Here is a 16489-nt window from a genome sequence, read left to right on the forward strand (position 1 = left end):
CACCGCGGGGGCCCCCGCCGCACCGGACCACCGAGAACCCGAGGAGCACCCCATGAGCACCACCACCTTCCGTGTCGACGGCATGACCTGCGGCCACTGCGTCCAGGCGGTCACCGAGGAGCTGTCCGCGCTGCCCGGCGTGTCCCACGTCGCCGTCGAGCTCGTCGCCGGTGGGTCGTCACCCGTGACCGTGACCTCCGACGCCCCGCTCGACGCGGCCGCCGTCGGTGCAGCCGTCACCGAGGCGGGGTACGCGGTGACCCCGGGAAGGTCGCTCCTGTGAGCGCCGACGCCGCCCGTCGAGCCCCCGACGGCGTGACCGCCGCGGGCATCGACCTGGCCATCGAGGGCATGACCTGCGCGTCGTGCGTCGCGCGCGTCGAGAAGCGGCTCAACCGCGTCCCGGGCGCCCGGGCGACCGTGAACCTCGCGCTCGAGACCGCGCACGTCGACGTCACCGCGACGGACGACGCGCCCGCGCCCACCGCCGAGGCGCTGGTCGCCGCCGTGCAGGCCGCGGGGTACGACGCCCACCCGCTCACGCGTCCCGGTGCCCACGCGCCGGCGGCGCACGACCCCCACGCGCACCCGGGCACGGACGGCCACGCCGGCGAGCACGGTGCGGACCACGGCGGGCACGACGACCTCGCGCACGCGCTGTCCGGCATGCAGCACGCCGGCATGGAGCACGACCCCGAGGACGACACGTCGGCACCCGACGACACGCGCGGCACCGACCTGCGTCGGCGCCTGCGCGTCGCCGCCGTGCTGACCGTGCCGGTGCTCGTGCTCAGCATGGTCCCGGCGACGCAGTTCCGCGGCTGGCAGTGGCTGGTCGCGGCTCTCGCCCTGCCCGTCGCGACGTGGGCCGCGTGGCCCTTCCACCGTGCCGCCTACCGCGCGGCACGGCACGGCGCGTCGACCATGGACACGCTCGTCTCGATCGGCGTCGTCGCGGCGACCGCCTGGTCGCTGTGGGCGCTGCTGCTGGGCGGTGCGGGCGAGCTCGGCATGCGCATGACGCCGACGCTCTTCCCCGCCGCGGGCGCCGGCCACGGCACGGCCATGCCGGAGCTGTACTTCGAGGTCGCGGCCGTCGTGACGACGTTCCTGCTGGCCGGCCGGTACGCCGAGCACCGCTCGCGCCGCCGCGCCGGTGACGCCCTGCGCGCGCTGCTCGACCTGGGCGCCAAGGACGTCGCGCTGCTCGTGACCGGCCCCGACGGGCGCCGCGTCGAGCGGCGCGTGCCGGTGGGCCGGCTCGCGGTGGGCGACGAGTTCGCCGTGCGGCCGGGCGAGAAGATCGCCACCGACGGGGTCGTGGTGTCCGGCACGAGCGCCGTCGACACCTCGCTGCTGACCGGTGAGCCGGTCCCCGTGGACGTCGGGCCCGGGGACGAGGTCACGGGAGCGACGCTCAACACGGGCGGCCATCTCGTCGTGCGCGCGTCGCGCGTCGGCGAGGAGACGCGCCTGGCGCAGATCGGCCGGCTCGTCGCCCGCGCGCAGACCGGCAAGGCGCCCGTGCAGCGGCTCGCCGACCGGATCTCCGCGGTCTTCGTGCCCGTCGTGCTGGTGATCGCGCTCGGCACGCTCGTCGTGTGGCTCGCCACGGGCGGCGGCGTGCAGGCGGCGTTCACGGCGGCCGTCGCGGTGCTGATCATCGCGTGCCCCTGCGCGCTGGGCCTGGCCACGCCGACCGCGCTGCTCGTCGGCACGGGACGCGGCGCCCAGCTCGGCATCCTCATCAAGGGTCCCGAGATCCTGGAGCAGACGCGGCGCGTCGACACCGTCGTGCTCGACAAGACCGGGACGGTCACGGCCGGGCGCATGGCGCTCGTCGACGTCGTCCCCGCCGCCGGTGAGGACGCGCACGAGGTGCACCGCCTCGCCGCGGCCGTCGAGCAGCTCTCGGAGCACCCGGTCGCCCGCGCCATCGCGGCCACCCCCACCCCCCCGACGTCCGCGAGAGCGCAATCCAGTTCGCGCGCTGGGGAGGCTGCGGTCACGTCCGACGTGGCCGTCGGCGCCGACGGCGTCGCGATCGGGGCCGACGAGGTGCGGGAGTTCCGTGCCGACGCCGGCCGCGGGGTCAGCGGCGTGGTCCGCACCGCGCACAGCGGGCTCGCGCTCGCGCGCCGCGTGCTCGTCGGGCGGCTCGGCTGGCTCGACGAGCAGGGTGTGCGGACCGACGACGTCGCCGACGCTGTCGCCGCGGCGGAGGCGGACGGTGCGACGGCCGTCGTCGCCGCGTGGGACGGCCGCGCGCGCGGCGTCCTCGTGCTGCGGGACCCGGTGAAGCCGACGTCGACCGGGGCGATCGCCGAGCTGCGCGCGCTCGGGCTGCGGCCGGTGCTGCTCACGGGCGACAACCGGGGCGCCGCGCTCGCGACGGCCCGCACGGTGGGCATCGCGGAGGAGGACGTGGTCGCGCAGGTCATGCCGGACGAGAAGGTCGCGGTCGTCGAGCGGCTGCAGGCCGGCGGCGCGCGCGTCGCGATGGTCGGTGACGGCGTCAACGACGCCGCGGCGCTCGCGACCGCGGACCTGGGCCTGGCGATGGGCACGGGCACGGACGTCGCGATCGAGGCGGCGGACCTGACCCTCGTCCGTGGCGACCTCGCGTCGGCGCCGCAGGCGATCCGGCTGTCGGGACGCACGCTGCGGATCATCCGGCAGAACCTGTTCTGGGCGTTCGCGTACAACGTCGCGGCCATCCCGCTGGCGGCCCTGGGCCTGCTGAACCCGATGATCGCGGGTGCGGCGATGGCGTTCTCGTCGGTCCTGGTGGTGACCAACAGCCTGCGCCTGCGCCGCTTCACCTGACCGCCACGCGCTCGGCGACGGGGACGGTGGTAATGTGCTATCACATTGATAGCGCGCGAGCGCTCGACCACCGGAGGCTCACCATGCCCGACACCGTCCCACCGCAGGAGTCCGTCGGCGGCGACCCGAGCGGACGTCCCGTCGGGCACGCCGGCGCGCGCGTCGACGTCGCCGAGCGCGACGCCTGGGCCGTCGGCGCCGGGCCGGGCCTCGTCGTCCTGCTCCTCGCGCTGGGGGCGCTGGGCAGTGCGATCCCGCTGTTCATCCACGCCGACGCCACCGGCGCCGACGCGTGGGGCGTCCTCGGCGTGGGCCTGATCGTGCTGGGCATCGTGCTGTTCACCGGGATCGCCGTCATCAGCCCCGGCCAGACGCGCGTCGTGCAGTTCTTCGGCCGCTACATCGGCACCATCCGCCGCACCGGCCTGGTCCTGACGGTCCCGCTCACCACGCGCAAGAACGTCTCGGTGCGCGTGCGCAACTTCGAGACCAGCGAGCTCAAGGTCAACGACGCCGACGGCAACCCCGTCAACATCGCGTCGATCATCGTGTGGCAGGTCGCGGACACCGCCATGGCCACGTTCGCGGTCGAGGACTACGCCGACTTCGTGCGCGTGCAGTCCGAGTCGGCGCTGCGGCACGTCGCGATGTCGCACCCCTACGACCACGCCGACGCGGGCGAGAACTCGCTGCGCGGCGCCACCGACGTCGTGTCGGGGGAGATCGCGGCCGAGGTCGCCGCACGCGTCGTCATCGCCGGCATCGAGGTCATCGAGGCCCGCATCTCCAACCTCGCGTACGCACCCGAGATCGCCCAGGCGATGCTGCAGCGCCAGCAGGCGGGCGCGATCATCGCGGCCCGCGAGCTGATCGTCGAAGGTGCGGTGTCGATGGTCGAGAGCGCGCTGGGCCGGCTCGAGGCCGACGGCGTCGTCACGCTGGACGACGAGCGTCGCGCCGCGATGGTGTCGAACCTGCTCGTCGTGCTCTGCGGGGAGTCCCGCGCGACACCCGTCATCAACACGGGCAGCCTGTACGCGTGAACGAGGACGGGCCCGTGGGGGGTGCGGGTGCGGCGTCGGGTGACGCCGCACCCGCGCGGCGCGAGCGGCGGCAGGTGCTGCTGCGGCTCGACCCCGCGGTGCACGACGCGCTCGCCCGGTGGGCGGCCGACGACCTGCGCAGCGTCAACGCCCAGATCGACCTGCTGCTGCGCCGCGCGCTCAAGGACGCGGGCCGCATGCCGTCGACGGCGGCCGCCCCACCCCCCCGCGGCCGCCCCCGCTCCACCCCCTGACCCCTCCCCACGCCGCCGCGCCCGGGGAGAGGGGCGGTGCGGCGGGCGGGGGTGGCAGGCCGGGGTGGCGGGGTGGGACGAGGGGTCAGCGGAAGCGGCGACCCTCGTCGCGGCGGACGGCGGCGACCGCCAGTGCCGCGAGGACGGCGGTCCACGCGAGCAGGACCGGCAGGGCGAACGCGCTGCCCTCGACGCCCGTCGTCACCTGGACGACGAGGTCGCGCGCGGCCCGCGACGGCAGGCCCTGCGAGATCGCGTCGAGCCAGCCGGGGAAGACCTCGGGGGGCATGAACAGCCCGCCCGCGAACGCGAGCGGGAACAGCACGCACTGCACGACCGCGAGCGCCGCCTTGGTCGACATCGAGTAGCCGATGGTCAGGCCGAGCAGCGTGAACGGCACGGCGACCGCGACGACCATGGCGGCGGCGCCCAGCGCACGCAGCGGCGACAGCGTCGCGGCGGTCAGCAGGGCGCCGATGACCACGAGCGGGACCAGCGCGATGTACGACCACAGCAGGCCATTGAGGACGCGGCCGGCGAGCCGCGGGCCGGGCCGCGCGGGCAGCGTGCGGACGAACGCGTCGAACGGCTGGGCACGGTCCTCGGCGACGCCCGCACCGTGCGTGAACAGGCACGCCGACATGATGGCGAACGTGCCGAGCTGCGCGATCGCGGCCGTCGAGGCCAGCGGGTGCGACGTGATCGCGTCCTGCGGGATGACGAAGAACACCAGCGCGAGACCGGGGAACAGCAGGTTGCCGATGACGGCGATCGGGACGCGCACGGTCTCGAGGAACTGGTAGCGCGTGTGCAGCCGGGCGAGCGACGCCCAGGGACGCAGCGTCGCGCGGGGCGTGGCGCGGGGGGCGGCGGTGGCGGTCATCGGGTCACCTCGGGTGCGGGCTGGGTGGTGCGGGCGGACGGCTCGGCGGGCTCGGTGCCGGCGTCCTCGACGTGCGACGTGAGCGACAGGAACGCCTCCTCGAGCGAGGCCCCGCGCACCTCCAGGTCGGCGAACGGCACGGACCGCTCGACGAGCGCGCGGACGAGCACGTCGGCGTCGGACGCGACCAGGGTGACCCGCGTTCCGCCGGGCACGGCGGTGCCGTCGGTGACGTCCTGCAGCCCCGGCAGGCCCGCCAGGTCGCCGCCGCCCCCGGACGCGAGCGTGAGCGAGACGCGGCGCACGGCGACGAGGTCGAGCACGCGCGCGAGGCTGTCGTCGGCCAGGACGCGCCCCTCGCCGACCACGACGACGCGCTCGGCGAGCGCCTCGATCTCCTCGAGGTAGTGGCTGGTCACGATGACCGTGGCGCCGTCCGCGTGGTAGTCGCGCAGCGCCTGCCACAGCACGTGCCGCGCCTCGACGTCGAGGCCGGTGGTCGGCTCGTCGAGCAGCACGAGCCGCGGACGCCCGACCAGGGACAGCGCGACCGCGAGGCGGCGCTTCTGCCCGCCGGACAGGGCTCCGGTCTGCCGCTCGGCCATGTCGGTCAGGCCGAACCGCGCGAGCACCTCGCCCCGCGGCATGGGGTCGGCGTAGTGCCCGGCGACGAAGTCGACGACCTCGCGCACCTTGAGGGTGTCCGGCAGGCCGGTCTCCTGCGGTGTCGTGCCGAGCGACGTGCGCGACGCGGGGTCGCGGGGGTCGCCGCCGAAGACCCGGACGGTGCCCGCGTCGGGCGTGCGCAGGCCGGTGACCAGCGACAGCAGGGTCGTCTTGCCGGCCCCGTTGGGGCCGAGGAGGCCGACGATCTCGCCCGCGTCGACACGCAGGCTGACGTCGTCGAGAGCCGTGACGGCGCCGAAGCGGCGCGTGACGTGCTCGACGAGCACGGGAGGTGCGGTCGCGGTGGTCATTCCTGCGCTCCCTTGAGCAGCTGGGTCAGCGTGTGGGTGTAGCGCTCGAACGCGAGGCGCCCGGCGGTGCTGAGCTCGACGTACGTCGCGGGCGTGCGCCCGACGTGCGTCTTGGTCTGCGTGACGTACCCGGCCTCCTCGAGGCGACGCAGGTGCGTGGACAGGTTGCCGGCCGTCATGTCGAGCAGCTTCTGCAACCGGGGGAAGGAGACGCGGTCGCCGCGCTCGAGGGCGGCGAGGGTGGCGACGACCCGCAGCCGGGACGCCGAGTGGATGACCGGGTCGAGGTCGACCTCGCTCACGCGCGCCGCCGGTGCAGCGCGGCGAGCACGGCGGCGACGAGCATGCCGCCGCCTCCCGCGAGGGACATGACGAGGTACCCGGTGGGCATCGCGACGAGGCTCGCGGCCGCGGCGGTCGCGATCATCCACGCGCCGATGAGGTACAGCGACAGCTGCTGCCAGAGCGCGCCCCCGGCCATGTACAGCAGGCCGACCACGAGGCAGGCGGCGCCGTTGGCGACGATCGCGATGACCTCGGGGTTCGCGCCGGCGTCGACGACCCCGGCGACGAGCAGGCCCTGGCCGACGAACCCGATGCTCCACGCCCAGCCGTACATCATGCCGACCTGCTTGCTGGTGCCGGCGACGCCGTGCGTGGCGCGCCCGACGTGCACGAGGGTGACCACGAGCGCGATCACCGCGACGGCGGCGAACACGAGCCCGCCCTGGCCGGTGGCCGTCCGCGTGGGTGACGTGGTGGCGGTCCACCACTGCGCGGCGTACCCGACGAGCCAGGCGACGCCCCACACGCCGAACAGGATGCGGTCGTCGACGTCGGAGTCGCGGACCCGTCGGCGCTGGGCGGCGACGATCGCGAGCCCGGAGAGGGGATCGGGCGGGGCGTCGTCGACGTCGGCGGGGTACGCCGGTTCGTCGGGGTCGTGCGGCTCGCGCCGGTCCATGGTGTCCTCCGGGTGCTGGACTTTGCTGTGCAAACCACTTTGCACTGCTGCGGGCCGCCCGTCAAGAGCTCCACGCCGACCGCCCCTCGGGCACGGTCGGGGCGCGCCGACGTAGCCTGCGGGAATGGGACGGACGGTGGACGAGCGCGCCGACGACGCAGGACCACCGGCCGGCGGCCGGCCGTCGGCGGCGCCCGCGCCCGGTGAGCGCGCGGTCGCGCGGCGTCTGACCGCGGAGGTCTGGATCGTCCTGGGACTGTCGCTCGGGCAGTCCGCCGTCTACGCGGTGGTCTCCCTGGTCGCGAGGCTCACGGCCGGCCCGCCGCTCGCGGAGCAGACGACGACGCTCAACGCGAGCCAGTCGCCGCGCCCCTACCTGGACCTCACGTACCAGCTGCTGTCCATCGGGTTCGCGCTGCTGCCCGTCGCGCTGGCGCTGTACCTGCTGTCGGGCAACGGCCGGTCCGCCGTGCGGCGGCTGGGGCTGGACCGCACACGGCCGTGGCGCGACCTCGGTGTCGGCGTGGGGCTGGCCGCCCTCATCGGGATCCCCGGCCTCGGCCTGTACGTGGCGGGGCGCGCGCTCGGGATCACGGTCGAGGTGCAGGCCTCGGCCCTCAACGAGGCCTGGTGGACCGTGCCCGTCCTGATCCTGGCGGCGCTGCAGAACGCGCTGCTCGAGGAGGTCGTCGCCGTCGGGTACCTCATGGAGCGGCTGCGCGAGCTGCGGTGGAGCACCCCGGCGATCATCGCGGCCAGCGCGCTGCTGCGCGGCTCCTACCACCTGTACCAGGGATGGGGGCCGTTCGTCGGCAACGTCGTCATGGGCATCGTGTTCGCGGAGTACTACCGCCGACGACGGCGCGTCATGCCGCTCGTCGTCGCGCACACCGTGCTCGACGTCGTCGCGTTCGTCGGCTACGCCGCCCTGCCCGAGGAGTGGCTGGAGAGCCTCGGCGTCACGTGACGCGGATCAGGCGCGCGGGTCGCTCGCCAGGTCCCGCGCGACCTGCCGCACCGCGAAGCCGCTGACGACGTTGAGCGCCCCGCCGACGAACGCGAACAGCCCCAGCAGCACGCCGAACACCGCGAGCACCGTCTGCGGGCGCGCGATCAGCAGCAGCGCGAACAGCGTGCACACGAGCCCGAACGCGAGCGGCCAGTGCCACCCCGCGCTGCGCGACCGCGACTGCGCGACGGCACCGAGGATCGACACGACGCCGAGGACCAGCAGCCACGCGGCCAGCAGGAAGAACAGCACCCGGACGGTCGGCTGCGGCCACAGCACGACCGCGGCCCCGACGGCGATCCCGGCCAGCCCTTCGACGACCCACCACGTCCACCCCGGGGCGCCGCGGTCGACCAGCCCGAGCGCGACCGACACGACGCCGTCGACGACCGCGAAGATGCCGAACAGCCACACGATCGCCTGCACGGAGGCCGCCGGCTGCGCCATGAGCAGGAGCCCGAGGACGAGCAGCAGCAGACCGCGCAGCACGGGCAGCCACCACACCCTGTTCAGCGTCCGTGCCATGGCGGTGGTGACGTCGTCGGCCATCGTGATCTCCTCGCCGAGCCGTGGGCTCTGGGGTGAGCCGGCGTCGCAGGGTCGCGCGCCGACATCCCTGAGGTGAACGTAGCGCGCGGGGTCGCACGCGGCGCGGCAAGCGCGCCGACGGGGTGACCGGATCGCTCTCTCGCGGACGGGGGTGGGGTGAGTGGGGTGGGCGGGTCAGGCGTCGCGGCGGCGGCCGCCGTACTTGCGGTGCACGGCCTGCTTGCTGACGCCCAGCATGGTGGCGATCGCGGCCCACGGGACGCCGGCGGCGCGGGCGCGACGGACGGCGACGGCCTCGCGGCGGTCGACCTCGGTGCGCAGCCGGTGCAGCGCGAGCAGCGCACCCAGCGGGTCGTCGTCCTCGGCACGGGCGACCAGTGCGGTCATGTCGGCCTCCTCGTGGGTCATCGGTGCTCCTCGTCGTGCTGCATGACGTCAACCTATGTTGACGTCGGCGTGCAGTTCTGTCAACACATGTTGACCCCCGAGGATGAGGCGGCGCGCGCACGACCCTCCGTGAGGAGGACGAGCCGCGCGCACCTCGCTGCCTAGACTCGGCCTCATGGCCTTCCTGTCCCCACCGGTGCCCGACGGTGCCGGTGGCGACCCCGGGACCGGCGCGGCACCCGCGCCGGGGACCGGGACGGGGACGGTCACCGGGACCGTCCGCGCCGTGCGCTCGCGCGTCGACGTGCAGGACGTCCGCCCGTCACGCGTGCACCGCCCCAGCGACCTGCTGGGCCTGACCCTCACGGCGGTGCTCGCGGTCCTCGTCGTCATCCTCGCGACGTACGCGCAGAACACCACCACGGGCGTCGCCGAGGACGTGCAGGGGTTCGCGACCCTGCTGCGACGCATCCTGTTCGTGCCCGTCAACGTGCTGGTCGGCATCACCACCGTGGTCGTGCCCATCGCCGTGCTCACCGAGCTCGCGCTGCGACGCCTCGGGCGCCAGCTCCTGCAGGCCGTCGCCGCCGCTGTCGTCGCGATGCTGCTGGTCGCCGCGCTGTTCTGGGTCTTCCTCACCTTCGGCTCCGACGAGCTCGTGCAGGGGCTGTCGGTGCGCCTCGCCGGTCAGTGGACCCTGACGATCCCCGAGTACACGGCCATGCTGACGGCCCTGCTCACGGTCGCCGGGCCGCGCAGCCGGCGACGCAGCGTCGCGTGGTCGTGGAACCTGCTGTGGCTCACGACGGGCGTCGTCGTCATCACCGCGGCCGTCTCGCTGGCGGGCCTCGGCCTGGCGCTGCTCGTGGGCCGGGCCGCCGGGCTCGGCGTCCGGTACCTGGGAGGCGTCGACCCCGAGCGCGCGTACGGGAGCGCGCTGCTGGCCGGGATCCGGCGCGCGGGCGTGGAGCCCGCGACGGTCGTGCGCGTGCCCGACCCCGTGATCGAGGCGGACCGCACGCCCGCGACCGTCGACGCCCTCGCCATGCTGCCGGCCCCCACGCCCGCGCAGTGTGCGCTCGTGGAGGCGTCGGGCGACCGGGTGTACGACGTCGCCACCGACGACGGCCGCCACCTCGACCTCATCGTCTTCGACGGCGACCGGCAGGTCGTCGGCATGCTCACCCGCCTGTGGCGCAGCCTGCGGTTGCGCGGGCTCGAGGGCCGCTCGGCGCTCTCGCTGCGCCGGGCCACCGAGCGCGCCGCCCTGCTGTCCTACGCCGCGCGCGCCGCCGGCGTCCGCACGCCGCGGCTGCTGAGCATCGCCGAGGCCGAGGACTCGATGCTCCTGCTGCAGGAGAGCACCGACGCCGCGGTGCCGCTGTCCGACGTCCCCACGCAGGACATCGGCAACGACGTCCTGCACGCGATCTGGGAGCAGCTGAACCTCGCGCACGCGGCCGGCATCGCGCACCGCTCCCTGACGTCGGACGTCATCCTCGTCGAGCGGCGGCCCGGCGCACCGCGCGTGTGGATCACCGCGTGGGAGCAGGGCGACGTCGCGTCGTCCGACCTGGCGCGGCGCATGGACACCATGCAGCTCATCGCGCTGCTCGGCCTGCGCGTGGGCGCGGCACGCGCGGTCACGTCCGCCGCCGAGATGCTGCCGGCGGCCGACATCCAGGCGATCGGCCCGCTGCTGCAGACCGTCGCGCTCCCCCGGCGCACGCGCGAGGAGATGCGCGCCCACAAGGAGGTCCTCGCCGAGCTGCGCTCCGCGCTCGTCGCCCGCCTGCCGGAGGCCGACGTGCAGCCCGAGCAGCTCGTGCGGTTCGGCGCCCGCACGCTGCTGACCATCGTGCTCACGATCGTCGCCGTCTTCGCGGTGCTGGCGTCCGTCAACGTCTCGCAGATCGGGCCGGTGCTCGCGGCGAGCGACTGGCGGTACTCGGCCCTCGCGTTCGTGCTGGGCCTCGTCACGCTGCTGGGTGCCGCCCTGGCCTTCGTCGCGTTCTCCCCCGTGCGGCTGCCCGTCTGGCGCGCGACGCTCGTGCAGACCGCCGCGACGTTCGTGGCGCTCGCCGCACCGGCCGGGATCGGTCCGGCCGCGCTCAACCTGCGCATGCTGACGCGACGCGGCGTCAGCGCGTCGCTCGCCGGGGCCACCGTGGCGCTGGTCCAGGTCAGCCAGTTCGTCACGACGCTGCTGCTGCTGCTCGTGCTGACCGTGACGTCGGGCGTGCAGTCGTCCACGTCGTTCTCGGTCCCGCCCGCCGCGCTGATCGTCCTCGCGGTGGTCGCCGCGGGCGTCGGCATCGCCCTGCTCTTCCCCGGCGTGCGGACGTGGACGCAGCGCAGGATCGGACCCACCGTCCGTCAGACGCTGCCGCGGCTCATCGAGGTCGTCGGGCAGCCGTGGCGGCTCGCGCTCGCCCTCGGCGGCAACGTGCTCATGACGATGGGCTACGTGCTCGCGTTCGACGCGACGCTGGCGGCGCTCGGCCAGAAGGCGTCGCTCGTGCAGGTGGCCCTGGTGTTCCTCACGGGCAACACGGCGGGGTCCGTCATCCCGACGCCGGGCGGCATCGGGACCGTCGAGGGCGCGCTCGCGCTCGGCCTGTCGACCATCGCCGGCGTCAACCCCGGTGTCGCGGGCACCGTCGCGCTGCTCTTCCGCCTGCTGACGTTCTGGCTGCGGATCCCGTTCGGCTGGCTCGCGATGCGCTACCTGACGCGGGCCGGCGAGCTCTGAGCGGAGCGCCCGACCTGCGAGCCCGCACGCACCACGGCCCCCGTCACCGGGGGTGACGGGGGCCGTGCGGAGCGTCGGTGCCACCCGGCCGGCCGGCGCGACATAGCGACGGACCGGCGGGGACGCGCCGGGAGAGCGGGTGGTTCAGGCGGCGAGCGCGTCGCGCTGCGCGGGGACCATCACCGAGGCCTCCAGGCGGGCGGCGATCGCTGCCCAACGGCCGAGCGGGATGACCTGAGGACGAACCTCGTGCGGCTCCGCCGCCGAGTTGCGCTGGTCCATGACGAACCCCTTCGTTCGGTAGCCCGGCTGACCTCGTGGGTCCCGTGGCTTTGCGTCCCCCCCTTGCGGAGGGTTTGCCGTTTCGCTGACAAGTCAGACATTAGACGGCTCTCACCTGGAACGGAAGTGATCTGGGTCACGTGTCCTGGACAGGAGCCCAATTCACCCGGTCGGCGGGCACGCAGAACCCTCCCGGCGGGCGTGTCGGCCGTCGCCACGCGCTGTGCCGCACCCGTTCGGGTGATCGTGAGCACCCCGCGCAGCAGGACGCCCCCGCACCGTCGTCGGTGCGGGGGCGTCCCGAGGTGCCGTCGGCACCCCTGCGCTGTGCGGCAGGACAGGTCAGCGGAAGGCGTCCTTGACGTTCTCGCCGGCCTGCTTGAGGTTGGCGGAGGACTGGTCGGCCTTGCCCTCCGCCTCACGCTCCTCGTCGCCCGTGGCCTTGCCGAGGGCTTCCTTGGCCTTGCCGCCGGTCTCCTGCGCGGAGTTCTTGATCTTGTCGTCCAGACCCATGGGAGTTCCCTTCGTCGGTGACAGGGAAGAGGCTAGGCCGGGTCCCCGGGGTCCGCATCCGCAACGGCCTCGTCCCGCAGCCGCGGCTCGGTGCGCCGCGCGGGCACGAAGCCGGACTTGTCGGCGTAGAACGCGCGCACCACGTCCATGTCCGCGCGCACGTCGCCGGTGAGCGTGAGCGTCGGGCCCAGACCCGCCGTCATCGTCGTGCGGTCCACGTAGCCGAGCGTCACCGTCAGGCCCGCCGCCCGCGCGATGCGGTAGAAGCCCGACTTCCACCCCGAGCCCGAGCGCGAGCCCTCCGGGGTCACGACGAGGTAGAAGCGCTCACCCGCGGCCATGCGCCCCACGATGTCGTCGACGAGGCCTGCCGGGTCGCGGCGATCCACCGGGATGCCGCCCAGGGCGCGCATCAGCGGCCCCGCCGGCCCCTGGAAGAGCGTGTGCTTGCCGAGCCACCGGAACGGCAGCTCCGCCTCCCACGCGATCGCGAGCATGAGGACGAAGTCCCAGTTGGACGTGTGCGGGGCACCGATGATGATGCCCGTACCGTCGCGCGGCACCCGCTCGGTGCGCAGCGTCCACCTGCTGACCCGCCAGAACGCGCGGGCCGCGGTGCGCCGCAGGCTCACGGCCGGGCCCCCGCGGGCAGGTCGACGTCCCGGCACAGCAGCAGCAGCGTCATGTCGTCCTTCGAGTCCGGGTCGGAGCAGTCCGCGACGACCTCGTCGATGTCCACCGGCACGGTCGGGTCCGGGCGGTCGAAGTGCTGCATCAACCGCTCGATGCCGGCCGCGAGCGCCGTCGTCCGCGAGTCCACCAGGCCGTCGCTGTACAGCACGATCCCACCGCCGGGCTCCAGGTGCAGGTCGACGACCTGCGGGTCGCCCGACCCCACGCCCACCGGCCGGTCCACGCGCAGCGGCAGGAGCGTGGCGTCCCCGTCGGCTCGGAGCAGCAGCGGACGGGGGTGCCCCGCCGCGCCGACGGTGGCGTCGCCCGTCAGGGGGTCGACGACGAGCACGACCACGGTTGCCATGTCCTCGGGCATCGTGCGACGCGCGAGCTCGTCGAGGTCCACCAGCGCCTCACGCACGTCCCCGCACCGCATGAGGTACGCGCGCAGGGCGTTGCGCAGCTGCCCCATGGCGGCCGCCGCACCCAGTCCGTGCCCGGCGACGTCGCCGACCGCGACCACGAACCGCCCGTCGGGCAGCTCGAGCGCGTCGTACCAGTCACCGCCGACCCGCCCGCCGGCCGCCGGCACGTACCGCGCCTGCAGCGCCCAGCCCGGGACCGTCGGCAGCTCACGCGGCAGCAGCGAGAGCTGCACGGCGTGCGCCGCGGCCATCTGCCAGCGGTTGCGCACGATGATGACCTCGAGCAGGCGGCTGCGCAGGTCCTCGACGGCGCGCACGTGCTCGGGCGCCCAGGGCTCGCACCGCCCGCGCACCTCCTCACGCCACCGGTCGAAGGACCTGCGCGGGCTGAGCCGCACGTCGTCGCCCTCCCCACGGGCGATCGCCTTGTTGTGCGGGTCACCACCCCAGTAGATGTCGCGCACGTGCTCGTGGCGCAGCCAGACGACCAGCTGGTCGTCGGGCAGCCGGACCGCCAGCAGACCCGCGACGTCGGGCAGGGCGGCCGCCAGCGCCGGGTCACTCACGCCCAGCGCCGTGCGGACGCTCACGGGCTCGGGCTGCTCCAGCACCCAGGCGCGCAGCGCGTCGACGTCGAGGTCGACCGGCACGTCACCCGTCGTCACCGTCCGGCCGTCGGCCACGACGACCAGGCCGTGCGCCGGGACGACCGCCAGCAGGCTCGGGTCGTCCCCCGCGAGAGCCTCCGCGAGGCCGCGGTCGGGATCGCGCGCGACCGGCAGGACGCGCGCGATCTCCGCCTGCGCGGCGAGCTCGCGCTCCAGCTCGCGGTCCTGGGCCCGCGCGACGAGCCGCAGCGAGAGCGCCGACCCGAGGAACTCCGCCGCCGCGCGCACCCCGTACGGCACCGGGTGGGGACCCGAGTAGTGGTGGCACGCGATGAGGCCCCACAGCCGGCCGTCGCGCAGCAGCGAGATCGACATCGACGCGCGCACACCCATGTTGCCGAGGTACTCCAGGTGCACGGGCGAGACGCTGCGCAGGACCGCGTGCGTCAGGTCCAGCGGCTGACCGGACAGCTCGTCGACCACCGGGACCAGGGGCGCCGGGGTGTAGGCGACGTCGGCGATGAGCCGCACCCAGTTGGTCTCGTACAGCGCGCGCGCCTGCGCCGGGATGTCCGAGGCCGGGTAGTGCAGCCCCAGGAACCCGTTGAGGTCCGCGCGGCGGGCCTCGGCGACGACCTCACCGTTGTGATCGGCGTCGAACCGGTAGACCATCACGCGGTCGAAGCCCGTCAGGGTGCGGACCTCCTGCGCGGCGACGTCGTAGAGCTGCTCGAGCGGGCCGGCGCGGTTGAGCCGCTCGAGCGCGCCGCGCACCGCCTGGTACGTGTTGGGGAACGAGAACGGGCGCGGGCCGTCCGCCGCCTCGAGCTCGACGACCAACAGGGGCCGCCCGCCGGTGGCGACCCGGTGCAGGATCGCGTCCGCGACCACGGGGTGGTCACGCCCGGGGAGCTCGACGGACACGGGGTTGCGGGCGCGCAGGTCGCCGAACGTGCGCACGTGCGCGCGCAGAGCCTGGGCCGCGGCGGCGCCGACGACGTCGGCCAGGGGCGCACCGATGGCGTCCGGCACCGCGACACCCGTCAGGTCGGCGAGGTTGGCCGACACCTGACGCACCACGAGGTCCGGCTCCGAGACCGCGAGCAGCACCCCGTGCGGCTGCACGGAGCCGGGGACCCGGATCGGCTCGTCCGCGCACGTGTCGAGGTCGACGGTCACCGGCGCGACGGCAGGGGTCGCCGGACCCGGCCCGGCGGTCGCCCCGCTGCCCCCGTCGGTCATGCCGTGCTCCGTCCCCGACGCGCGGTGCGCGCGTCCACGTCGTCGGTGAGGGTAGTCGACACCCGGCCGGCCCCCGCCACGGTGGCGTGCACGTGACGCACGCTCAGGTGTCGAACGGCGCGTCGAGCCAGGTGTCGGACGGCGGCACGAGGGTCTCGAGCTCGTCGAACAGCTCGTCGGGCAGGACCGCGGCGGCCGCCGCGAGCGTCTCGCTGACGCGCTCGGGGCGTGACATCCCGACGATCGTCGACGCCAGCTGCTCGTCGCGCAGCGAGAACTGCAGTGCGGCGGTCGCCAGGTCCGTGCCGTGCGCCGCGCAGACGCGACGCATCGCCTCCACCGCCTCGAGGAGCTGCGGCGGCGCCGGGCGGTACCCGTAGGTCGCGGGCGCGCCCGGCCCGCGCGCCAGGATCCCGCCGCCGTACACCGCGGCGTTGAGCACGCCCATGCCCTGCGCACGGGCCTCGGTGATGAGCGCGCCGGCGGACCGGTCGACGAGGGTCCAGCGGTTGTGCACGAGGAGCACGTCGAACACGCCGAGCGCGAGGTAGCGCGCCATCTCCTGCACGCGCCCGCCCGCGAGCCCGATGGCACCGATCGCGCCGGACTCGCGCAGCTCGACCAGGGCCTCGACCGCACCGTCGGGGCCGGTGATGTCGTCGAACTCGTGGAACTCCGGGTCGTGCAGGTGCACGAGCGGCAGGTGGTCGAGGCCCAGGCGGGCGCGCGACTCGAGGACCGAGCGACGCACGCGCTCGCCCGAGTAGTCGGAGCCCTCCGGGTCGACCTTGGTGGCGATCAGGTAGCCCGGCGGGACGCCGCCCACCGCCGTGAGGGCCGCACCGATGCGGCGCTCGCTCTCACCGCCCGAGTAGCCGTTGGACGTGTCGACGAACCGGATGTCGCTGCCGAGCGCCTCCCGCACGGTGTCGATGCCGCGCTCGGGCGACACGTCGTGCCCGTAGTTCTCCGGCATGCTGCCGAGCGGGCTGCCGCCGAGCGCGAGCGCGCTCACGGTCAGGCCCGTCCCGGGCAACGGGCGCATCCAGCCCGACCCTCCCGGCACGTGACGTGCGGTCATGCGTCGCTCCTGACGTCGG

The 16489-nt window shown here is 74.8% G+C and carries 17 protein-coding genes and 1 riboswitch; of the genes, 6 read left to right on the forward strand and 11 right to left on the reverse strand.

The genetic code is table 11. The annotated features are described in order from the left end of the window. Positions 1–52: 52 nt before the first annotated feature. The 4 genes from KKR89_RS17060 to KKR89_RS17075 all read left to right on the forward strand — a co-directional run bounded on the left by KKR89_RS17060 (position 53) and on the right by KKR89_RS17075 (position 4123). Positions 53–283, forward strand: a complete 231-nt coding sequence (locus KKR89_RS17060; RefSeq protein WP_208196512.1) for a heavy-metal-associated domain-containing protein — start codon at positions 53–55, stop codon at positions 281–283. Then, positions 280–2826, forward strand: a complete 2547-nt coding sequence (locus tag KKR89_RS17065) for a heavy metal translocating P-type ATPase (RefSeq protein WP_256443221.1) — start codon at positions 280–282, stop codon at positions 2824–2826. Before KKR89_RS17060 ends, KKR89_RS17065 begins: the two co-directional genes overlap by 4 nt. 83 nt (positions 2827–2909) lie before the next feature. Then, positions 2910–3869 (forward strand): SPFH domain-containing protein, encoded by a 960-nt coding sequence (locus KKR89_RS17070; protein WP_208196513.1) that lies wholly within the window; start codon positions 2910–2912, stop codon positions 3867–3869. Then, positions 3866–4123: a hypothetical protein gene (locus KKR89_RS17075; RefSeq protein ID WP_243883225.1), complete on the forward strand. Its 258-nt coding sequence runs from the start codon at positions 3866–3868 to the stop codon at positions 4121–4123. The genes KKR89_RS17070 and KKR89_RS17075 overlap by 4 nt, the downstream gene beginning before the upstream one ends. Positions 4124–4208: 85 nt before the next feature. Here KKR89_RS17075 and KKR89_RS17080 read toward each other — a convergent pair whose 3' ends face one another. The 4 genes from KKR89_RS17080 to KKR89_RS17095 are packed head-to-tail and all read right to left on the reverse strand — an operon-like array spanning position 4209 to position 6947. Further along, on the reverse strand, positions 4209–5006 hold the full coding sequence (locus KKR89_RS17080) for an ABC transporter permease (RefSeq protein ID WP_208196514.1): 798 nt from the start codon (positions 5004–5006) through the stop codon (positions 4209–4211). Then, on the reverse strand, positions 5003–5983 hold the full coding sequence (locus KKR89_RS17085) for an ABC transporter ATP-binding protein (RefSeq protein ID WP_208196515.1): 981 nt from the start codon (positions 5981–5983) through the stop codon (positions 5003–5005). The genes KKR89_RS17080 and KKR89_RS17085 overlap by 4 nt, the downstream gene beginning before the upstream one ends. Further along, positions 5980–6285: a transcriptional regulator gene (locus KKR89_RS17090; protein ID WP_191781539.1), complete on the reverse strand. Its 306-nt coding sequence runs from the start codon at positions 6283–6285 to the stop codon at positions 5980–5982. The genes KKR89_RS17085 and KKR89_RS17090 overlap by 4 nt, the downstream gene beginning before the upstream one ends. After that, positions 6282–6947 carry a hypothetical protein gene (locus tag KKR89_RS17095; protein ID WP_208196516.1) on the reverse strand — a complete coding sequence of 222 codons (666 nt, stop codon included), beginning with the start codon at positions 6945–6947 and terminating at the stop codon, positions 6282–6284. Before KKR89_RS17095 ends, KKR89_RS17090 begins: the two co-directional genes overlap by 4 nt. A gap of 124 nt (positions 6948–7071) precedes the next feature. Here KKR89_RS17095 and KKR89_RS17100 point away from each other — a divergent pair, with 124 nt between their 5' ends. Continuing rightward, entirely contained in the window at positions 7072–7914 is an 843-nt protein-coding gene (locus KKR89_RS17100) for a CPBP family intramembrane glutamic endopeptidase (RefSeq protein ID WP_208196517.1), read from the forward strand. 6 nt (positions 7915–7920) lie between these two features. Here the strand turns inward: KKR89_RS17100 and KKR89_RS17105 are convergent, their stop codons facing one another. Beyond that, positions 7921–8505, reverse strand: a complete 585-nt coding sequence (locus KKR89_RS17105; RefSeq protein WP_243882961.1) for an HdeD family acid-resistance protein — start codon at positions 8503–8505, stop codon at positions 7921–7923. A 174-nt stretch (positions 8506–8679) separates the two neighbouring features. Further along, entirely contained in the window at positions 8680–8913 is a 234-nt protein-coding gene (locus KKR89_RS17110) for a hypothetical protein (RefSeq protein WP_243882962.1), read from the reverse strand. A gap of 154 nt (positions 8914–9067) precedes the next feature. On the opposite strand from KKR89_RS17110, the gene KKR89_RS17115 reads away from it, so the two are divergent. After that, positions 9068–11644 (forward strand): lysylphosphatidylglycerol synthase domain-containing protein, encoded by a 2577-nt coding sequence (locus tag KKR89_RS17115; protein ID WP_208196518.1) that lies wholly within the window; start codon positions 9068–9070, stop codon positions 11642–11644. 144 nt (positions 11645–11788) lie between these two features. On the opposite strand, the gene KKR89_RS17120 is transcribed toward KKR89_RS17115, so the two are convergent. The 5 genes from KKR89_RS17120 to KKR89_RS17140 form a co-directional block, all read right to left on the reverse strand. Further along, complete coding sequence (locus KKR89_RS17120) at positions 11789–11926, reverse strand: hypothetical protein (protein ID WP_191781529.1); 138 nt, start codon at positions 11924–11926, stop codon at positions 11789–11791. A gap of 14 nt (positions 11927–11940) precedes the next feature. Beyond that, a riboswitch (cyclic di-GMP riboswitch) is annotated at positions 11941–12015 on the reverse strand. Between the two features lie 253 nt (positions 12016–12268). Further along, entirely contained in the window at positions 12269–12439 is a 171-nt protein-coding gene (locus KKR89_RS17125; protein WP_208196519.1) for a CsbD family protein, read from the reverse strand. 32 nt (positions 12440–12471) lie between these two features. Beyond that, positions 12472–13071 carry a 1-acyl-sn-glycerol-3-phosphate acyltransferase gene (locus KKR89_RS17130; RefSeq protein WP_208196520.1) on the reverse strand — a complete coding sequence of 200 codons (600 nt, stop codon included), beginning with the start codon at positions 13069–13071 and terminating at the stop codon, positions 12472–12474. Continuing rightward, complete coding sequence (locus KKR89_RS17135) at positions 13068–15389, reverse strand: SpoIIE family protein phosphatase (RefSeq protein WP_208196521.1); 2322 nt, start codon at positions 15387–15389, stop codon at positions 13068–13070. The genes KKR89_RS17130 and KKR89_RS17135 overlap by 4 nt, the downstream gene beginning before the upstream one ends. Positions 15390–15492: 103 nt before the next feature. Beyond that, positions 15493–16470: an aldo/keto reductase gene (locus tag KKR89_RS17140; protein ID WP_208196522.1), complete on the reverse strand. Its 978-nt coding sequence runs from the start codon at positions 16468–16470 to the stop codon at positions 15493–15495. Between the last annotated feature and the right edge of the window lie 19 nt (positions 16471–16489).

This window comes from Cellulomonas dongxiuzhuiae, assembly GCF_018623035.1.
Lineage (GTDB): Bacteria > Actinomycetota > Actinomycetes > Actinomycetales > Cellulomonadaceae > Cellulomonas > Cellulomonas dongxiuzhuiae.

What these genes read in the sequence shown, in the direction of transcription:
- KKR89_RS17060 (WP_208196512.1), top strand. Translation starts at nt 53, where the DNA reads ATGAGCACCACCACCTTCCGTGTCGACGGCATGACCTGCGGCCACTGC.
- KKR89_RS17070 (WP_208196513.1), top strand. Translation starts at nt 2,910, where the DNA reads ATGCCCGACACCGTCCCACCGCAGGAGTCCGTCGGCGGCGACCCGAGC.
- KKR89_RS17080 (WP_208196514.1), bottom strand. Translation starts at nt 5,006, where the DNA reads ATGACCGCCACCGCCGCCCCCCGCGCCACGCCCCGCGCGACGCTGCGT.
- KKR89_RS17085 (WP_208196515.1), bottom strand. Translation starts at nt 5,983, where the DNA reads ATGACCACCGCGACCGCACCTCCCGTGCTCGTCGAGCACGTCACGCGC.
- KKR89_RS17095 (WP_208196516.1), bottom strand. Translation starts at nt 6,947, where the DNA reads ATGGACCGGCGCGAGCCGCACGACCCCGACGAACCGGCGTACCCCGCC.
- KKR89_RS17100 (WP_208196517.1), top strand. Translation starts at nt 7,072, where the DNA reads ATGGGACGGACGGTGGACGAGCGCGCCGACGACGCAGGACCACCGGCC.
- KKR89_RS17105 (WP_243882961.1), bottom strand. Translation starts at nt 8,505, where the DNA reads ATGGCCGACGACGTCACCACCGCCATGGCACGGACGCTGAACAGGGTG.
- KKR89_RS17110 (WP_243882962.1), bottom strand. Translation starts at nt 8,913, where the DNA reads ATGACCCACGAGGAGGCCGACATGACCGCACTGGTCGCCCGTGCCGAG.
- KKR89_RS17115 (WP_208196518.1), top strand. Translation starts at nt 9,068, where the DNA reads ATGGCCTTCCTGTCCCCACCGGTGCCCGACGGTGCCGGTGGCGACCCC.
- KKR89_RS17120 (WP_191781529.1), bottom strand. Translation starts at nt 11,926, where the DNA reads ATGGACCAGCGCAACTCGGCGGCGGAGCCGCACGAGGTTCGTCCTCAG.
- KKR89_RS17125 (WP_208196519.1), bottom strand. Translation starts at nt 12,439, where the DNA reads ATGGGTCTGGACGACAAGATCAAGAACTCCGCGCAGGAGACCGGCGGC.
- KKR89_RS17135 (WP_208196521.1), bottom strand. Translation starts at nt 15,389, where the DNA reads ATGACCGACGGGGGCAGCGGGGCGACCGCCGGGCCGGGTCCGGCGACC.
- KKR89_RS17140 (WP_208196522.1), bottom strand. Translation starts at nt 16,470, where the DNA reads ATGACCGCACGTCACGTGCCGGGAGGGTCGGGCTGGATGCGCCCGTTG.